The following is an 18,102-nucleotide window of genomic DNA, read 5'->3' on the forward strand; positions in this document are numbered from 1 at the left end:
CGGGCGCCCTGGCGCCCGGAGCACATCCATCACGGGCGACTTACTGCGCCTGCTTGGACATAGAAACGGCTGGTTTCAGGGCTGGCTGTTCCTCGTGCAGGGGAAGCGGTGCCCCACCATAGACGCCCTCCCCCAACCGATAGCCGACCTCGCCATGCTCGCTCGTGTCGAGGCCCTCGAACTCGCTTTCCTGCTCGACACGCAGCCCGACCAGAATATCGGCGATTTTGAGGGCGATGAAGGTGGTCACCGCCGAAACGAGGATGCTGAACCCCATGATCGCGATCTGCGGCACCATCTGGGACAGCATGGTCCGATCCTCGGCATAGCCCAGGCCGCCAAGACCAGGCGCCGCGAAAACCACCGTCAGGATGCCGCCCACAAAGGCCGCCACACCATGCACGCCGAAGACGTCGAAGGAATCGTCGTAGCCGAAGGTGCGCTTGACCGATTCAACGAAGAAGACGCAAAGCGGGGTCACCAGGAACCCGATCGCAAGCGCCCCGGCAGGACCGACGAACCCGCAGGCCGGGGTCACGGCGACAAGCCCGGCAATCGTGCCCGAAAGCATTCCGAAGGTGCTCGGCCGCTTGCGATGGACCCATTCGATGGCCATCCAGCCGAGTGCACCGCCTGCCCCGCCCAGCATGGTGTTGAGCATGATGAGAGTCGCGAAACCATTCGCCGCCAGCGCGCAGCCACCGCAGAAGGCCAGCCATCCGACCCAGAGCATCGCCCCGCCGGTATAGGTCATGGTCATATTGTGCGGCGCCATCATCTGCGTGCCGTAACCCCGGCGCGGTCCGAGGACGAGGGCGCATACCAAAGCGGCCACACCCGCATTCAGGTGCACGACGTTTCCGCCCGCGAAATCCATCACGCCGACATTGAAGACCCAGCCTCCGCCCCAGGCCATGTGGGCCATCGGAATGTAGTTGATGGTCAACCAGATACCCATGAAGATCAGCACGGCCGCGAATTTCATCCGCTCGGCAAAGGCCCCCACGATGATCGGCGGCGTGATCGCGGCAAAGAGCATCATGAAGAGCATGTAGAGATATTCGGGGATCGTGCCGACCATGCTGTCCTGGGTCACCCCGGCCATGAACAGTTTCGCCGTTCCTCCGATCACAGCGTTCAGCGAGGTCTCGCCGTCGAAGGTCAGGGAGTAGCCGTAGGCCGTCCACAGCACGCATATTAGCGAGATCGATGCCAGGATCTGTGTCAGAACGGACAGGACGTTCTTGCTGCGGGCCATGCCTGCATAGAACAGGCCCAGCCCTGGCAACATCATCAGCATCACGATCAGCGAACAGGTCGCCACGAAGGCGGTATCTCCGGCACTCAGCGCCGGCGCCGCTTCCTGCGCGATGCCGAGCCCGGGAAATGCGGCCACAAGCAGGGCCAAAGAGGCTTTCTTCAGGTTCATGCCTTACCCTCGGTGTGAAATTCACGGAAACGATGGGGGCCACGCTCGCATCCCGTCGCAAATTTCCCTTGGGTGAATTAATTCCTTTTAAAAGAAACTTTCCTTCGTGCCGGATTCAACGTCAGATTTCGCCCCTCCCGCCCTCATTGTGGAACGAATGCGCAGGAACTGTGCAGCTAGGGCAAGACGTGCCTGGCCAGAATCGCGGCCATTTCCGCGCACCGATCGAGATGGACCGATGAATATGCAGGCGACCGACGGAAACGTGCTTGATGCGGATTGGTCGCGGCATTGGGTTCGGACCAGCCGAGAAGGTTCAGGGAATGCTCGGAGGCAGCCAGCCCGACCGTCGGTGGATGACCAATGCCATGCGCGCCGATCAGACGCATGATCGAGGCATCATCAGGGATTATCCCGACGACATCGACGCGCCGCGGCCACGGCGACTATGGCCGCATCCAACCGCCTGGCCGCTGGGTGAGAGAGGTGGCATCGGTCGCCGCAGCTTCGGCAGGTTCCACGCCTTAGTGTCTGTCGCACCAGCGGCGATCCATTCCTCACTCTTGGTCATCGGGGGTTCCTGTACGGTCCGAGGTCGAAGCGACAAGCTCCACCTCGATGGCCAACATCCCGCCCGTTCACCTTCACGTCATGATCGCGAAGGACTATCGTCGCAGGAAGCCAAGGCGGTAACCTATCTTCGACCGTCCGCATCCTTGGGCCCTTGACGTGAGAACGTTCAGACGAAAGAAACGCGCGAAGGTCCCAAATCAGACGACCCAGCAGCAAGAGGGATCGACCATGACAACGCGTGTCTTCCAGATCGGCTGCACCTCCCGGAGAATGCCATGAAATTTCGTTTCCCCATCGTCATCATCGACGAAGATTTCCGCTCGGAGAATTCATCCGGCTCCGGTATCAGGGCCATGGCCGAAGCCATCGAGAAAGAGGGTTTCGAGGTTCTTGGGGTGACAAGCTATGGCGATCTGTCACAATTCGCCCAGCAGCAGTCTCGCGCCAGCGCCTTTGTCCTGTCGATCGACGATGAAGAGTTCAGCCCCGGCCCGGACGATGATCCGGTCATCACCGACCTGCGGAATTTCATCCACGAGGTGCGGCGCAAGAACGAGGACGTGCCGATCTATGTCTATGGCGAAACCAAGACCAGTCGACATATTCCGAACGACATCCTGCGCGAATTGCACGGCTTCATCCACATGTTCGAGGATACGCCGGAATTCGTTGCCCGCCATATCATCCGCGAGGCGAAAAGCTATCTCGAAGGCATCCAGCCGCCCTTCTTCAAGGCACTTTTGGACTACGCCGAGGACGGGTCATATTCGTGGCACTGCCCAGGACATTCGGGCGGCGTTGCATTTCTGAAAAGCCCGATCGGGCAGATGTATCACCAGTTCTACGGTGAGAACATGCTGCGCGCCGATGTCTGCAATGCGGTCGAGGAACTCGGTCAGCTTCTGGATCATAACGGAGCGATCGGCGCGTCGGAACGTAACGCGGCGCGCATCTTCAATGCCGATCACTGCTTCTTCGTGACGAATGGCACCTCGACCTCGAACAAGATGGTCTGGCACCATACCGTCGCGCCGGGCGATGTCGTGGTCGTCGACCGCAACTGCCACAAGTCGATCCTGCATTCGATCATCATGACCGGGGCGGTGCCGGTCTTCCTGCGCCCCACCCGCAACCATTTCGGCATTATCGGCCCGATTCCGCATAGCGAGTTCGAACCAGAGACGATCAAGGCCAAGATCCGCGCCAATCCGCTTCTGGAAGGCGTCGATGCCGAAACGGTCAAGCCGCGCATCATGACGCTGACGCAGTCGACCTATGATGGTGTTCTCTACAATACCGAGACGATCAAGGGGCTGCTCGACGGATATGTCGAAAACCTGCATTTCGACGAGGCATGGCTTCCGCACGCGGCCTTCCATCCGTTCTACGGCCATTTTCATGCCATGGGCCGCAAACGCGCGCGCACCAAGCATTCGGTGACCTATGCGACGCAGTCGATCCACAAGCTGCTCGCCGGGATCAGCCAGGCGAGCCATGTCCTCGTGCAGGATTCGCAGGATACCAAGCTAGACAGGCATCTCTTCAACGAAGCCTATCTGATGCACACCTCGACCAGCCCGCAATATTCGATCATCGCGAGCTGCGATGTCGCCGCCGCCATGATGGAGCCACCCTCGGGCACGGCGCTCGTCGAGGAAAGCATCGCCGAGGCGATGGATTTCCGCCGCGCCATGAGCAAGGTGGATGCCGAGTTCGGCGAGGATGACTGGTGGTTCCAGGTCTGGGGCCCCGACGCCCCCGAAGAAGAGGGCATCGGCCGCGCCAAGGACTGGATCCTGCGCCGCACCGATGCCGAAGGCGTCCAGCGCGACGGCGAGGATGCCTGGCACGGGTTCGGCGACATGGCGCCGGGCTTCAACATGCTCGACCCGATCAAGACGACAATCGTCACCCCCGGGCTCAATCTCGACGGCCGCTTCGAGGAAACCGGGATTCCCGCGTCCATCGTCACCAAGTATCTGGCAGAGCATGGCGTCGTGGTCGAAAAGACGGGGCTTTACAGCTTCTTCATCATGTTCACGATCGGCATCACCAAGGGCCGCTGGAATACACTTCTGACCGCACTTCAGCAGTTCAAGGACGATTACGCCAAGAACCAGCCGATGTGGCGGACGATGCCGGAATTCTGCGCCAAGTATCCGCGATACGAAAGGATGGGTCTGCGCGATCTGTGCCAACACGTTCACGAGCTATACTCCAAGTATGATGTCGCCGTGCTTTCGACCGAGATGTATCTGAGCGAGCTGACCCCCGCGATGAAGCCCAGTGACGCTTTTTCGCATATCGCGCAGCGCACCACCCAGCGCGTCCCGATCGACGAGTTGGAGGGCCGCATCACGACAAGCCTGGTCACGCCCTATCCGCCCGGCATTCCGCTGCTCATTCCCGGTGAGGTCTTCAACCGGAAGATCGTCGAATATCTGCGTTTCAACCGCGAATTCGCTCGGGAATGTCCCGGTTTCGAGACGGACATTCATGGGCTTGTGCAGGAACTCGGCGAAGACGGACTGGTCAGATATTTCGCTGATTGCGTGGCGATTTGATCGAACGGCATTCTGGGGCGGTGAAAAGCTGTTCACCGACCCAGACTTTCAATGATCATCATTCGGTGACCTGATCGAGCGCCGGGACAAGGCCGGAATGCCCCTTTCCTTCGATCCTGGGGACGGCCACAGGTCTCGCGCTTGCCTATGCTTCTGAGCTGCAGGACAAATATCGGAAAGCGAAGAGATCCAGCAAAGGAACACATAAGCTCATGCCAGACACGCAGCCCCAGGGCCTGCCCACGATCCGAACCATTGCCATGCCGGCCGACACCAATCCGGCAGGGGATATTTTTGGTGGTTGGCTTATGAGCCAGATGGACCTTGCGGCGGGCTCTGTCGCCGCGCTCACAGCTCGCGGACGAAGCGCGACAATCGCTGTCGAGGGCATGAAGTTTCATCGTCCGGTGAAGGTCGGCGATGAAGTCTCGCTTTATGCCGAGATCGTCAGCATTGGGCGAACATCCATGCGCATCAACGTGGAGGCATGGCGGCGGCAGCGTGACAGCGAAACGACCCAGAAGGTCACGGAGGCGACCTTCACCTTCGTCGCCCTCGACGATGAGGGCGGGGCCCGCCCTGTCATCGACCAAGGCTGAAGCGCATCGGGAAGCCGGCATCCTTCCAATCGAGCCATCGTTTGCCGGATCGGCTCGTCGAGCTTTCAAACAGACTTGCGTCCGGGATTTTCCGGGAATGCGCATGCCCGCTTCCACCGGGCCGCGGGGTCTATCGACAGCCATGTGGCATGACCGCGTTCCGGCGGCCTTGATCCTTAGCCCGGATCAAGGCTGACGCACGGCCGCTACGGAATGCAGACGCGCCCGGCCTTCTTGTCGCGAGCACGTCAATCAGTCTCGATTTCAAATTTCGAGCGTGACATTGCCGCGCGGATTCGAGCAGCAGGCAAGGATATAACCTTCCTCGATCTCATCCTCGGTAATCCCGCCATTATGGACCATGTGAACCTCGCCCGCGGTCTTGCGGATCTTGCAGGAGCCGCAAATCCCGAAGGTGCAGCCCGAAGGGATTGCAACACCAGCAGATCGCGCAGCGGCAAGGACGGTTTCGGTTTCATGGCAGGACGTCGTGATGCCGGAGCCCGCGAAATTGATCTCGGCCATCACGTTCATTTCGGGCAGGTCGTCGTGATGCTGCGGCGCGACGATCAGCTTGGCCTCGGAGGCTTGGGGAGCGTGGAAGCTTTCCTGATGGTATCGTTCCATATCGAACCCAAGACCTGCCAAGGCTTCGCGCACGGACTGCATGAAGTTTTCGGGCCCACAGCAGAACACTTCACGTTCAAGATAGTCTGGCGCCATCAATCCCAGCATCAGCTGGTTGAATCGGCCCTGATAGCCGGTCCAGGGCTGATAGGGGTCAGGTTCCTGGACGACCCATTTAAGGTCCAGCCCGTCGATCCGCGTCGCCATGTGTTCAAGCCGACGCTTGAATATGATCTCCGAAGGGCGCCGTGCACAGTTCACGAAGACGATGTCGCAATTGCGGCCATGATCGTAGATATCCGTCGTCATCGACATCATCGGGGTAATGCCCGATCCAGCCGAAATGAAGAGATACTTCTCGGCCGGATGCTGCGTCGAGGTGAAATGCCCGGCAGGACCCGATCCCTTGAGGGTTGCCCCGGGTTGCAGGTTCTCGATGATCCACCGGGTTCCGATCGAATCCGCCTGCGCCTTGATCGTTACCGACAACGATTTCGGCCGCGATGGGGACGAGGAGATCGTGTAGGTGCGATAAAGGGGGCCGCCCGGAACGGGCAGTTCAAGGGTGATGAACTGCCCGGGGTGAAAATTGAACGGCCGCCCCGAAGGGGACTGGAAGCAGACCGTCACCACATTGGGCGCCTCGGGCAGGACCGAGACGCATTCCAGCGGTTCGTCATCCGTCCAGACCAGTTCGGCGGCGGCTTGCTTCGACACCATCTGAATTACTCCGCAGCAAGAGTGGCGGGAAGATGCGCGCTGCGCATGCGGGCAAGGTACCAATCGACGAACTGCATGACGCCATCTTCGTGTTTTGCCGAATAGGGGCCGGGCTCGTAGACCGGGGAATTGATCCCCTGCTGGTTATCCTCGACCACACGACGATCCTCGTCATTGGTGTGTTCCCAGACCGTCGTGAGGTTCTTCAGGTCATAATCGACGCCCTCGACCGCATCCTTGTTCACCAGCCATGTGGTCTGCACCTCGGTTTCGGTCGGGCTGAGCGGGGTAACACGGAATGTGATCGAATGGTCGGTCAGGAAATGGTTCCAAGTGGTCGGATAATGGAACATCAGGAGCGTGCCGGCATCGAGGAAAGGGACCTGGCCCAAGCGCTTTTGCACCGCAATCTTGCCGCTGACGGTATAGCTTTCTGCGCCGTCGAGCAGGGGCATCCGTGCGACCCGGTACTGGCCGTTCGCATCGATCCTGAACCGCGAAGGTGCACCTGCCGCCTCGAGCCGGTTGAAGTGCCTTTCCACCTTCTCAGGGAAGGTCCCGTCGGGGCTTACACCGGTGATCGAGGGGTCCTCGGGATAGGTCCGGCAAAGGTCGGGGTGATTGCCCGCGCAGTGATAGCATTCGCGGTTGTTTTCCCAGACCAGCTTCCAGTTGCCGTTTTCTATGATCGTGGACTGGAATGCGACCTTGGCATTGGACAGGTCGTGCACGCCCAGATAAGGCGTCACCATATTCGCGAATTCGTCGAAATCTGGAGCCACCTTGGCAAGGCAGATATAGACAAGACCCGATACCACACGACAATGAACCGTCTTCAGGCCGTGCTTCGAGGTATCGAAGTTTTCCCCCATGTCACGCGCCCAGATCAGCCGGCCATCCAGATCATAGGTCCATTGATGATAGGGGCAGGTCAGTTTCGCGACACGGCCCTGCGCGACATTGCAGACGACCGATCCGCGGTGCCGGCAGGAATTGTGAAACGCACGAATGTTGCCCTGACCGTCACGTAGAACGATTACGTCATAGGCGCCAACGCGCAGGCGCTGGAAGCTGCCGGATTTCTCAAGCGTACAGGCCGGAAAGGCAAAGAGCCATTCGCGATAAAAGATCGCTTCCATATCCGCTTCGAAGATCTCGGGCGAGGTATAGAATGGCTGCTGGAGCGCATATCCCGCTTCGTGCCGGGAAAGCAGTTCGGAAAGCGTGTCGTGCTGGCTTGCCATTGCGGAACTCCTGTGTCGCGAGGCGGGCAATCTGGCCGCGAAAGAGCCATTTCGCGTCGCAATTGACAATTCGCAAAAATCTCATCTGAGTTTAGCATGGCTAATCTGTTCGACCTGTCGCCCGTCACCAGCAGAAGCGAATCTCCGCCATGACCCGACCCTATGATTTTCCCTCGCTCACCGACCTCGCCTGCTTCGAGGCAGCGGCCCGGCATCTAAGCTTCAAGAGAGCCTCGTCAGAGTTGAACGTGACACCCGCAGCCGTCAGCCACAGGATCAAAGCTCTTGAAATTGAGTTGGGAAGACAACTATTTACGCGGCAATACCGATCGGTGGAACTGACCGAATCGGGGGCCCTTCTGTTTGTTTCGCTGCAGCGCGGATTCGAGTCGATTTCCGAGACCGTCGCGAAAATTCGCAGTCGCCACGACCGCACCGGCGTATCGATCGCCGCGACCACAGCCATGGGCGGACTGTTGCTGACGCCCCGGCTGGCAACCTTCTGGAAATCTCATCCGACCATCGCCATTTCACAATTCATTCAGGATGGCGGCCCGGCGCAGGGGGTCGACCTGAGCATTCATTACGGTGATCCCGATCTGACCAGTGACGAAACCCGGGTCTGGTTTCGTGACCGCATTCTCGCCCTGGGGTCCAGCCAGTTCGCCGAAGCGCATTCGATCCAGAGGATCTCGGACCTGTCTCGTGTTCCCCTGATCCATACCATTTCCGGAGCGAATGCCTGGACGGATTGGCCGGAATGGCTTGCAGCTATGGACAGGCCCCCGCCCAAGGGACCAGGCTTCTACCTCAACAACTACCTGATTTCGCTGAAAGCTGCCGAGGATCACATTGGCGCCGTCCTTGGCTGGGAAGGCATGGTCTCGGAACACCTTTCCAGCGGCCGCCTCGTGCAGCTCGTCCCCGAGGCGATGGAATCGCCCTATCCATTCTATGTCCGCATTCACGGCCAGGCTTCGGCCAATGCAAAGCTTTTCGCCGATTGGCTCGTCGGACAGGATATTCGCGACACCGCCGTCTGATAAGCCCCCTGATGGAAAAGCTCCGGCGGGATCGACGCCGCCGGAGCATGTTGAGTTTACTTCGCGTCGGAACGCTCAGCTGCGCGGCTTGAGGTTTTGCGGATCGTAAAGCGGTTTGTAGCCGATCCCCACCACCTCGACCGGATAGACCTCATCGAAATAGGTCACTTGAAGTTTGCGGCCTTCCTGGCAGTATTCCCACGGAAGATAAGCCAGCGCGATGTTCTTGCCGATGCTCGGGCCATAGGCGATCGAGGTCGTGTAGGAACGCCGGCCCAGCTCGTCGACCAGCGTTTCTCCGGTCTCGGGGTCCATCACCGGCAGGGTGCCGACCGGGTAGCGCGCGACGCCCTTCTCATCGGTGTTCTCCGTCATGACCAGCGTGCAGAGCATCGCGGGTTGATGTTCCCGCGCCCGATATTCCTCATGTTTCGCCTTGCCGCGGAAATCGGCTTCCTTGACCTTCGGACGCGACAGGTCGGCCTCGTAGAGGTTGTATTGCGTGATCAGGTCGGCGTTCTGCAGGCGCAGCGACTTTTCCAGGCGACGCGAGTTCGCATAGGTTTCGACGCCCACCGCAATCACGCCGGTCGACCGTAGCGCGTCCCAAACGGCAAGCCCGTCTTCATACGCCATGTGCAGTTCCCAGCCCTGCTCACCCACATACGAGATGCGGAACGCAGTCACGTTCTTTCCGGCGATCTCGATCTGGCGGATTGCCGCGAACGGGAAGTTGTCCACCTCCAACGCTGCCGGATCTGCCACGACCTTCTGCAGGTTTTCGCGGGCGTTCGGACCCCAGATGCCAATCGTGGTATAGTTCTCGGTGACATCGGTGATCGTGACGTCGAGCCCACGGTCCTGTGCGACACGACGCATGTACTGGTAGTCACGCGGTCCGGCATCGGCCCCGTTCACGAGGCGGCAGCGGTCGGCCATGCGGAACACCGTGAAGTCCGCGCGCACCATGCCTTCATCATCCAGCATATGGGTGTAGATACCCTTGCCAATATTGGCGTCGCCACCGATCTTGGCGGCGCAAAGCCATTCCATCAGCTCGACATGATCCGGGCCCGCGATGTCGGTCATGTGGAAGTGCGACAGGTTGATGATGCCGCAATTCTCGCTCATCTCAAGCTGCTCGGCATTCGAGACGCGCCAGAAGTGACGATTGTCCCATTCGTTTTCGCGCACCGGAACCTGATCGGCGAATTTTTCCAGCAGATGCTCGTTCGCGGCATAGCCATGCGCGCGTTCCCAGCCGCCAAGCTCCATGAAATATCCGCCAAGTTCCTTCTCGCGCTCGTGGAAGGGCGAGCGGCGGATGCCGCGGCCGCTGGCGAAGGGCTCGCGCGGGTGGACCGGCGGGTTGTAGATCTTGGCGGCGGTTTCCTCGCAGCGGCCCCAGATGAAATCCTCGGTCAGCTGGAAATCGCTGAAGCGCGCATAGTCGATGCGGTTATGGTCGATATCGGTGCGGCCCTTGGTCATCCAGTCCGCGATCAGCTTGCCCATCCCGGGGCCGTCCTTGACCCAGATCGCGACGGCGTACCACAAGCCGCGCAGCTTGCGGCTTTCGCCCATCGAGGGGCCGCCATCGGTCGTGGTCTGCAAGAGCCCGTTGAAGGAATGGCTTTCGTTGAAGCCAAGCTCAGCGAGGATCGGGGTCAGTTCGATTGCGCGTTCCAGGGGCTCGATCACGTCGTCCAGTTCCAGGTCGCGCTGCGAAGGCGAAAGCCGCGCCTGATCCTTTTCCAACAGCTCGCGCGGATGGACCATCCGCACGTCCTTTTCATAATAGTAGCCCCATTCGATCTGGCCGCCTTCGGTGGTCTTCGGGTCGCCCGTGTCGCGCAGATAGGCCGAATTGCCCTGGTCGCGCAGCAGCGGGCGGCCGATTTCGAGCCCGGTGCCAGCGAATTCGTCATAGGGACCAAAGAAGGTCAGAGGATGGTCGACAGGCATGACGGGAAGGTCTTCACCCGCCAGTTCGGCAATCAGTCGACCCCACAGGCCGGCGCAAACCACAACGTAATCGGCCATGATCGTGCCGCGCGGGGTACGCACGCCGGTAATGCGGCCATTCTCGTGGATCAGTTCCAGCGCCGGTGTATTGGCAAACATCTTCAGCTTGCCGGCAGCGACGCCCTGGTCGACCAGCTTGCCCGCAACGGTCTGCGAGCGCGGGATCACAAGCCCCGCATCGGGATCCCAAAGCGCGCCCTGGATCTGGTCTTCTTCCAGCAGCGGGAATTTCTCCTTGGCCTCGGCGGCCGAGATGATCTTGACGTTGGTGCCGAAGGCGCGACAGGAATCGACGCGGCGCTTGAGCTCTTCCATCCGGGCGTCATCGCCGACGCGGGCAACTTCCAACCCGCCGATCCGGGCGTAGTGACCCATCTTCTCGTAGAAATCCATCGAGTACATGGTCGTCCAGCAGGACAGCAGGTCATGGCTGGTTGCGTAGCAGAAGTCGGATGCATGCGCGGTCGATCCGATATCGGTCGGGATGCCCGACTTGTCGATGCCGACAATATCGTCCCAGCCATTCTCGATCAGATGATGCGCGACAGAGGCACCGACGATGCCCCCGAGACCGACGATAACGACCTTGGCCCGGTCAGGAAACGAAGACATGCTGCAGTCCTTTTACTTGAAGTTCTTGATGATGTGCCGGCTCGGGCAACTCTCCCGAAACTGACGCAAGTTCGGCATCTGCGGAAGCGGCAAAACGCTGGCCGATCATTGCGCAGGCTTCCCCGGACGAACGGCGCGAAGCGTCAAAGTTGACGCTCCAGTTCCGGGAGGATTTCGAAAAGATCGCCAACGATCCCGTAATCGGCGACCTGGAAGATCGGAGCCTCTTCATCCGAGTTGATCGCGACGATGATCTTCGAATCCTTCATACCGGCAAGGTGCTGGATCGCGCCCGAGATCCCGCATGCGACGTAAAGATCGGGGGCCACGATCTTGCCGGTCTGGCCGACCTGGAAATCGTTTGGCGCATAGCCTGCATCGACGGCAGCGCGCGAGGCTCCGACCGCCGCGCCCAGCTTGTCCGCCACCGGGTTGAGCACAGAACGGAATTTTTCATCCGAGCCGAGCGCGCGACCGCCCGAAACGATGATCCGGGCCGACCCCAGTTCCGGGCGTTCGCTTTTCGACAGCATGTTCTCGACAAAGCGCGACAGCGACGCGGCTTCGGCGCCGGTCTCGACCACCTGAACCGGCGCAGGGGCAGCGGCGGCACCGGCTGGGGCAAAGCTCGCCGTGCGAACCGTCAGGACCTTCTTCGCCTCGGTCGACTGAACGACTTCAATCGCGTTTCCGGCATAGATCGGGCGCTTGAACGTGTCGGCGGCGACAACCTCGGTGATTTCCGAGATTTGCATGACATCCAGAAGCGCTGCGACGCGCGGCAGCACGTTCTTCCCGGTCGTGGTCGCGGGGGCCAGGATCGTGCCGTAATCCCCGGACAGCGCGAGGATGAGCGCGGCGGTCGGTTCGGCCAGGCGATGCTCCAGCGCATCCTGCTCAGCCAATAGCACCTTGCGGATGCCCGCAAGCTTCGCTGCGGCCTCAGCCGCGCCGGACGCATTCTGTCCGGCGACCAGGATATCGATCTCTTCACCGATCTGGGTGGCAGCAGTAAGCGCCCGAACGGTCTGTTCCGAGAGAACTGCGTTGTCGTGGTCTGCAAAAAGTAGAATTGCCATGTTCAGTGCTCCCGCTTCAGATGACGCCAGCTTCGTTCTTGAGCTTGTCGAGCAGTTCGGTGACGTTTGCCACCTTGATGCCCGCCGCGCGTGTCGCGGGTTCCTCGACCCGCAGGACGGTCAGACGCGGCTCGACCGAGACGCCGAAATCTTCCGGGCTCTTCTGGTCCAGCGGCTTCTTCTTCGCCTTCATGATATTCGGCAGCGATGCGTAGCGCGGCTCGTTCAGGCGCAAATCGGCCGTGACAATGGTGGGCAGCGCCACCTCGATTGCCTGCAGGCCGCCATCGACTTCGCGCGTGACCTTCGCACTTCCTTCGCCCAGTTCGATGGACGAAGCGAATGTCGCCTGCGACCAGCCGAGCAGCGCCGCCAGCATCTGGCCTGTCTGGTTCGCGTCATCATCGATCGCCTGCTTGCCAAGGATCACCAGGCCGGGCTGTTCTTCCGCGACAACACCTTTCAGGAGTTTTGCGACGGTCAGCGGTTCGACGTTGCGCTCGACCGAGATCAGGATCGCCCGGTCCGCCCCCATCGCCAGTGCGGTCCGCAGCGTCTCTTGCGCCTGGGCTGGCCCGATCGACACAACGATGACCTCGGTGGCCTTGCCTGCTTCCTTGAGACGGACCGCCTCTTCGACCGCGATCTCGTCAAAAGGGTTCATGGACAACTTCACATTCGCCAGATCGACGCCCGAACCATCCGCTTTCACACGGATCTTGACGTTGAAGTCGACGACGCGCTTCACGGGGACCAAGATCTTCATTGCATTTCCTCTCTATCAGAGCCCCGGCCTGGCCGGGGCTTGCAAGCCCCGTGCAGTCCCCGGGGTTCTGGATTCGTGGAACGAAGTATTGCGACGAGAACAGGACAAAAAACAGGACGATTGCGGCGAACAAAGATTAAGGCTACGACAGGAACCCACGGAAGATCGTCAGACGCCAAGATTGACCCGATGGAACCCCGCCCAATTCTGACCAGCCCGGCAGCACGCACCGGCGCAACCTCCCCAATTCGTCGCCGCCAGGACGAGACCCGGCTGTCCGTCGGGTTCATCTTGGCCAAGCGCTTCACGCTTTGCGCATTCGCGAATTTCGTCGATGTCCTGCGGCTTTCCGCCGACGAGGGCGATAGAAGCCGTCCGATCCTGTGCAAGTGGACGGTCGTGTCGGACACGATGGACGCCGTGACCTCTAGCTGCGGGATTTCCGTCCAACCCAAGGAGCGTCTGGGCGATCCGTCGCGATTCGACTACATCGTCGTGGTCGGCGGGCTGATGGATGAAATGCCGAACCTAAGCCCGGCCTTCGTGCGCTTCCTGCATCAGGCGGCTTCGGCGGGTGTGCCCCTGATCGGCGTCTGCACCGGGGCGTTCTTGTTGCACCAGGCGGGGCTTCTGAATGGCTATCGCTGCTGCGTGAGCTGGTTCCACCACGCCGACTTCCTCGAGCAGTTCGAGGGGCTAAACCCGGTCGCCGATCAGATCTTCGTGGTGGATCGCGATCGGCTTACGTGTTCGGGCGGGGCCAGTTCGGCGCATCTCGCGGCCTATCTCGTCGACAAGCATGTGGGACGCGCCCAGGCCAGCAAGAGCCTGCATATCATGATCATCGATGAGGCGCTTGGGGCCGAGAAGCCGCAACCGGGAACCACGCTTGCCTTCAAGACACGCGATCCGATCGTGCTCAGGGCATTGCTGTTGATGCAGCAAAACATCGACATGCCGATCTCTGTCGCCGAGGTCGCAAAGCGGATCGGACATAGCAAGCGGCAGGTCGAGCGGCATTTCCGCGTCGCTCTGGACATCTCGCCGCAGGCGGCTTTTCTCAGCATTCGGCTTTCGCTGGCCCATCATCTTTTGACCACAAGCCAAAAGTCCATCGCGCAGGTGGCGGTCGATTGCGGCTTCTGCGATTCGTCGCATCTGAGTCGGATGTTCCGGCGACATTTCGATTGCACGCCCCTTGCCTTGCGACAGGCAAACGGGCTTGCGAGCTGAAACGGCGATCCGTCGGAAAAGGAAGCCGCCGCGAAGCGCGGTGCAACGCGGCGGCCGTTACTTGATCCGATTGGGCCTTGTTCAGCGCGGTTCGCTGGCCAAGCCGCGGACGATCGCAACACACATCACCAGAAGGACGATGGTGAAGGGCAGACCAGTCGAAATGACCATGGATTGCAGTGATTTCAGCCCACCCGCCGAAAGCAGCAAGACGATCGCGATGACACCCTCGAACACGCACCAGAAGACACGTTGCGGGACAGGCGCGTTCACCTTGCCCCCCGCGGTGATCGTGTCGATCACCAGTGAGCCGGAATCCGACGAGGTCACGAAGAACACGATGACAAGAATGATCCCGATGAACGAGGTGATCGACGAAAGCGGCATCTTGTCGAACATGACGAACAGCTGCAGCGGCAGGTCCGCATCCTGAACGGCGGTATAGCCGTCACGCACGACCTGGCTGATCGCCGTGCCACCAAAGATCGACATCCAGATCACGCAGACGAGCGACGGCACGAGCAGGACGCTGATGATGAATTCCCGCACGGTCCGACCGCGAGAAACCCGTGCGATGAACATACCGACGAAAGGTGACCAGGAAATCCACCAGGCCCAATAGAACGATGTCCAGCCCTGCATGAAGTTCAGGTCGTCGCGGCCGACCGGATTGGAAAGTGCCGGCAGATACTTGAAATAGGCCATGAGAAAGCTTCCCATATCCGTGACAAGCAGCATGGTCGGTCCGACGAAAAGCACGAACAGCAACAACACCAGGGCAAGCCCCATATTGATCTCGGAGAGCAGCTTTACCCCCGCTTCCAGACCCCGGATAACCGAGAAAAGCGCGATCGCAGTAATGACCACGATCAGGATCACTTGCATGTTCTCGCTCACCGGCATGCCGAAGATCTTGTTGAAGCCCGCATTTGCTTGCGCGGCACCCAGGCCCAGCGACGTCGCGAGACCGAAGAGCGTGGCAAGCACCGCCAGGATGTCGATCAGATGGCCCGGCCATCCCCAGACGCGTTCCCCGAAGATCGGATAGAAGGCCGAGCGAATGGTCAGCGGGAGCCCCTTGTTATAGGTGAAAAGCGCAAGGCTAAGACCCACCACCGCATAGATCGCCCATGGATGAAGGGCCCAGTGAAAGATCGAGGCCGCCATACCCAGACGAACCGCTTCGTCCTGGTTCGGTGCCGCGCCCAGCGGAGCCCAGTCACTGCGCACGCCCGCGTCTCCGATGGACGTGCCGCCCATGGATGATGAGAAATGGCTGAGCGGTTCCGAGACGCCGTAAAACATCAGCCCGATGCCCATCCCCGCCGCGAACAGCATCGAGAACCAGCTTGCATATCCGAAATCCGGCACCGCATCGCGGCCGCCAAGCCGAACCTTGCCATAGGGGCTCAACACCAGGACGAGGCAAAGAATGACAAATACATCGGCTGCGCCAATGAAGAACCAGTCGAAGCCGCTGGTTACGGTCGAGAAAAGAGCCTGAAACAGGTTGCTAGCAAGATCGGGCATCGCCAGCGTGAAGATCACCAGAATAATGACGCTGACCGCCGATATTCCGAAGACCGGGTTGTGAATGTCGAACCCGAACGGGCCGAAATATCCTTCGACGTTGTCCCGGCCGATCTTGTAATCCGTCTGGATCACACTTTCGGCCGGAGGCGTATGATCAGGCGCATCCGTGCCGCCTGTCTCTATTGGATAGGTCAAGTTTGGTCCTCCCGAATTGGAAAAGGGCCCTTCGTTTCCTCACATTGGAAACGAGGCTTTCCTTGCACGAGAACGCATTGGCCGGTTCCGACCCAGCGGTGCCCTGACGGACAGTCGCGTTGACAGAGCCGGCAAGCGCTCGCGCACGCGCTTTGCTTGCTTTGCGGCTGGCCTGGAACCGGACCGGCGACAGGCAGGTATGCAGTAGTTGCCTTATTTCGTGAAACCACATGTCACGAGAGGATTGATGCGACGCGCCGACGGTATAATCGGGACGCCAATCATCCAGTATTCCGGTCAGGCCGGAATTTGCCGACCCTGTTCCCACTTGCGCAATATCCCGGTCTCAGGTGCGCTAGCATAAAAAAAGTGGAACAAAATCAATGTAATTTTGGCCACCATGCCCCTTTTTTGTGACGGTGTCGTGAAAGCTTCGGCAAGAGCGGTCCGGCTTTATCGTCCCGTCGTTCGGACACGCCAGTTCTGCCCGGCCCGGCTGTGGCGCAGTTCTTCATTCCCCATGACGCAAAGCTTCAAAAGCAAAATCAGGAAAAAAGGTATTTGGTTCTGAATTCATCCCAGCCCAGGGGTCACGCACATGACGCGCTTCAACGCTTTCAACGTTCTCAAGAACGCCCTGACCGGTCACAAGAACTGGACCGAGCAATGGCCCGATAGCCAACCCAAGAAGGAATATGACGTCGTCATCGTCGGCGCGGGCGGCCATGGTCTGGGCGCGGCCTACTACCTCGCCAAGCAGCATGGCATTACCAATGTCGCGGTGATCGACAAGGGCTGGCTGGGTGGCGGCAATACCGGCCGGAACACGACCATCATCCGCTCGAACTATCTCTACGATGAAAGCGCGCGGCTCTTCGATCACGCGGTCGACCTGTGGGAGGGTCTCAGCCAGGAGCTGAACTACAACGTGATGTATTCGCGCCGGGGCTGCCTGATGCTGGCCCATAATGTGCATGATGTCCAAAGCTTCAAGCGCCATATCCATGCCAACCGGCTGAACGGCGTCGACAACCGCTGGCTCACGACCGAGGAATGCAAGGAATATTGCCCGCCGCTCAACATCTCGCCGAATGCCCGCTACCCGGTCATGGGCGGTGCACTGCAGGAACGCGCAGGCACGGCGCGCCATGATGCGGTCGCATGGGGCTACGCACGTGGCGCTGCGGCGCGCGGCGTGGACATCATCCAGAACTGCGCGGTTACCGCAATTCGCAGAAATGCGGACGGATCGGTCGCCGGTGTCGAAACGGCCAAGGGTTTCATCAAGGCCAAGAAGGTCGCTGTGTCGGCCGCCGGTCATACCTCGGTGGTGATGGAGACCGCAGGCGTGCGCCTGCCCTTGGAAAGCTATCCCCTGCAGGCGCTGGTCAGTGAACCGATCAAGCCGATTTTCCCCTGCGTCGTGATGTCGAACGCGGTCCACGCCTATATCAGCCAGTCCGACAAGGGCGAGCTGGTGATCGGCTCGGGCACCGATCAGTACACCTCCTATTCGCAGCGCGGCGGGCTGCCGCTGATCGAGCACACGATTGCCGCGATCACGGAAGTCTTCCCGATCTTCAACCGCATGCGGATGCTGCGCAAATGGGGCGGGATCGTCGATGTGACGCCGGACCGTTCGGCGATCCTGGGCAAGACCCCCGTTCAGGGCCTTTACGTCAACTGCGGCTGGGGCACGGGCGGGTTCAAGGCCACGCCAGGCGCCGCGCATACTTTCGCCTGGACCATCGCCAAGGACGAGCCCCATCCGATCAACGCGCCCTTCACGATGGAACGTTTCCGCACCGGCCGCCTGATCGACGAGGCCGCGGCTGCTGCCGTCGCACATTAAAGGTCATC

The 18,102-nt window shown here is 60.3% G+C and carries 12 protein-coding genes; 5 read left to right on the top strand and 7 right to left on the bottom strand.

The annotated features are described in order from the left end of the window. Window positions 1-40: 40 nt before the first annotated feature. A complete protein-coding gene (locus RGQ15_RS18425; protein ID WP_311162190.1) occupies window positions 41-1,429 on the bottom strand; it encodes an ammonium transporter in 1,389 nt (462 codons plus the stop codon). An 848-nt stretch (window positions 1,430-2,277) separates the two neighbouring features. Between RGQ15_RS18425 and RGQ15_RS18430 the strand changes: the two genes are divergently transcribed. Both RGQ15_RS18430 and RGQ15_RS18435 read left to right on the top strand, forming a co-directional pair. Then, window positions 2,278-4,566, top strand: coding sequence for an arginine/lysine/ornithine decarboxylase (locus RGQ15_RS18430; RefSeq protein ID WP_311162191.1), 2,289 nt, complete (start codon window positions 2,278-2,280; stop codon window positions 4,564-4,566). A 212-nt stretch (window positions 4,567-4,778) separates the two neighbouring features. Continuing rightward, window positions 4,779-5,165, top strand: a complete 387-nt coding sequence (locus RGQ15_RS18435) for an acyl-CoA thioesterase (RefSeq protein WP_311162192.1) — start codon at window positions 4,779-4,781, stop codon at window positions 5,163-5,165. A gap of 264 nt (window positions 5,166-5,429) precedes the next feature. On the opposite strand, the gene RGQ15_RS18440 is transcribed toward RGQ15_RS18435, so the two are convergent. Together RGQ15_RS18440 and RGQ15_RS18445 are read right to left on the bottom strand one after the other, a co-directional pair. After that, complete coding sequence (locus RGQ15_RS18440) at window positions 5,430-6,512, bottom strand: hybrid-cluster NAD(P)-dependent oxidoreductase (protein WP_311162193.1); 1,083 nt, start codon at window positions 6,510-6,512, stop codon at window positions 5,430-5,432. A 5-nt stretch (window positions 6,513-6,517) separates the two neighbouring features. Then, window positions 6,518-7,756, bottom strand: a complete 1,239-nt coding sequence (locus tag RGQ15_RS18445) for an aromatic ring-hydroxylating oxygenase subunit alpha (protein WP_311162194.1) — start codon at window positions 7,754-7,756, stop codon at window positions 6,518-6,520. Between the two features lie 149 nt (window positions 7,757-7,905). Between RGQ15_RS18445 and RGQ15_RS18450 the strand changes: the two genes are divergently transcribed. Then, window positions 7,906-8,799, top strand: a complete 894-nt coding sequence (locus RGQ15_RS18450; protein ID WP_311162195.1) for a LysR family transcriptional regulator — start codon at window positions 7,906-7,908, stop codon at window positions 8,797-8,799. 75 nt (window positions 8,800-8,874) lie between these two features. Here RGQ15_RS18450 and RGQ15_RS18455 read toward each other — a convergent pair whose 3' ends face one another. The 3 genes from RGQ15_RS18455 to RGQ15_RS18465 all read right to left on the bottom strand — a co-directional run bounded on the left by RGQ15_RS18455 (window position 8,875) and on the right by RGQ15_RS18465 (window position 13,281). Beyond that, window positions 8,875-11,436: a GcvT family protein gene (locus RGQ15_RS18455; RefSeq protein WP_311162196.1), complete on the bottom strand. Its 2,562-nt coding sequence runs from the start codon at window positions 11,434-11,436 to the stop codon at window positions 8,875-8,877. Between the two features lie 143 nt (window positions 11,437-11,579). Next, the gene (locus tag RGQ15_RS18460) at window positions 11,580-12,515 is read right to left on the bottom strand and encodes an electron transfer flavoprotein subunit alpha/FixB family protein (protein WP_311162197.1); all 936 of its coding nucleotides are present in this window, start codon (window positions 12,513-12,515) and stop codon (window positions 11,580-11,582) included. 16 nt (window positions 12,516-12,531) lie between these two features. Next, window positions 12,532-13,281, bottom strand: a complete 750-nt coding sequence (locus RGQ15_RS18465) for an electron transfer flavoprotein subunit beta/FixA family protein (RefSeq protein WP_311162198.1) — start codon at window positions 13,279-13,281, stop codon at window positions 12,532-12,534. A gap of 189 nt (window positions 13,282-13,470) precedes the next feature. Here RGQ15_RS18465 and RGQ15_RS18470 point away from each other — a divergent pair, with 189 nt between their 5' ends. Continuing rightward, on the top strand, window positions 13,471-14,514 hold the full coding sequence (locus RGQ15_RS18470) for a GlxA family transcriptional regulator (RefSeq protein WP_311162199.1): 1,044 nt from the start codon (window positions 13,471-13,473) through the stop codon (window positions 14,512-14,514). An 81-nt stretch (window positions 14,515-14,595) separates the two neighbouring features. On the opposite strand, the gene RGQ15_RS18475 is transcribed toward RGQ15_RS18470, so the two are convergent. After that, entirely contained in the window at window positions 14,596-16,230 is a 1,635-nt protein-coding gene (locus RGQ15_RS18475; protein WP_311162237.1) for a BCCT family transporter, read from the bottom strand. A gap of 610 nt (window positions 16,231-16,840) precedes the next feature. On the opposite strand from RGQ15_RS18475, the gene RGQ15_RS18480 reads away from it, so the two are divergent. After that, window positions 16,841-18,094: a sarcosine oxidase subunit beta family protein gene (locus RGQ15_RS18480; protein WP_311162200.1), complete on the top strand. Its 1,254-nt coding sequence runs from the start codon at window positions 16,841-16,843 to the stop codon at window positions 18,092-18,094. Window positions 18,095-18,102: the final 8 nt, after the last annotated feature.

The organism is Paracoccus sp. MBLB3053, from assembly GCF_031822435.1.
In the GTDB taxonomy this organism is placed as follows: Bacteria; Pseudomonadota; Alphaproteobacteria; order Rhodobacterales; family Rhodobacteraceae; genus Paracoccus; species Paracoccus aurantius.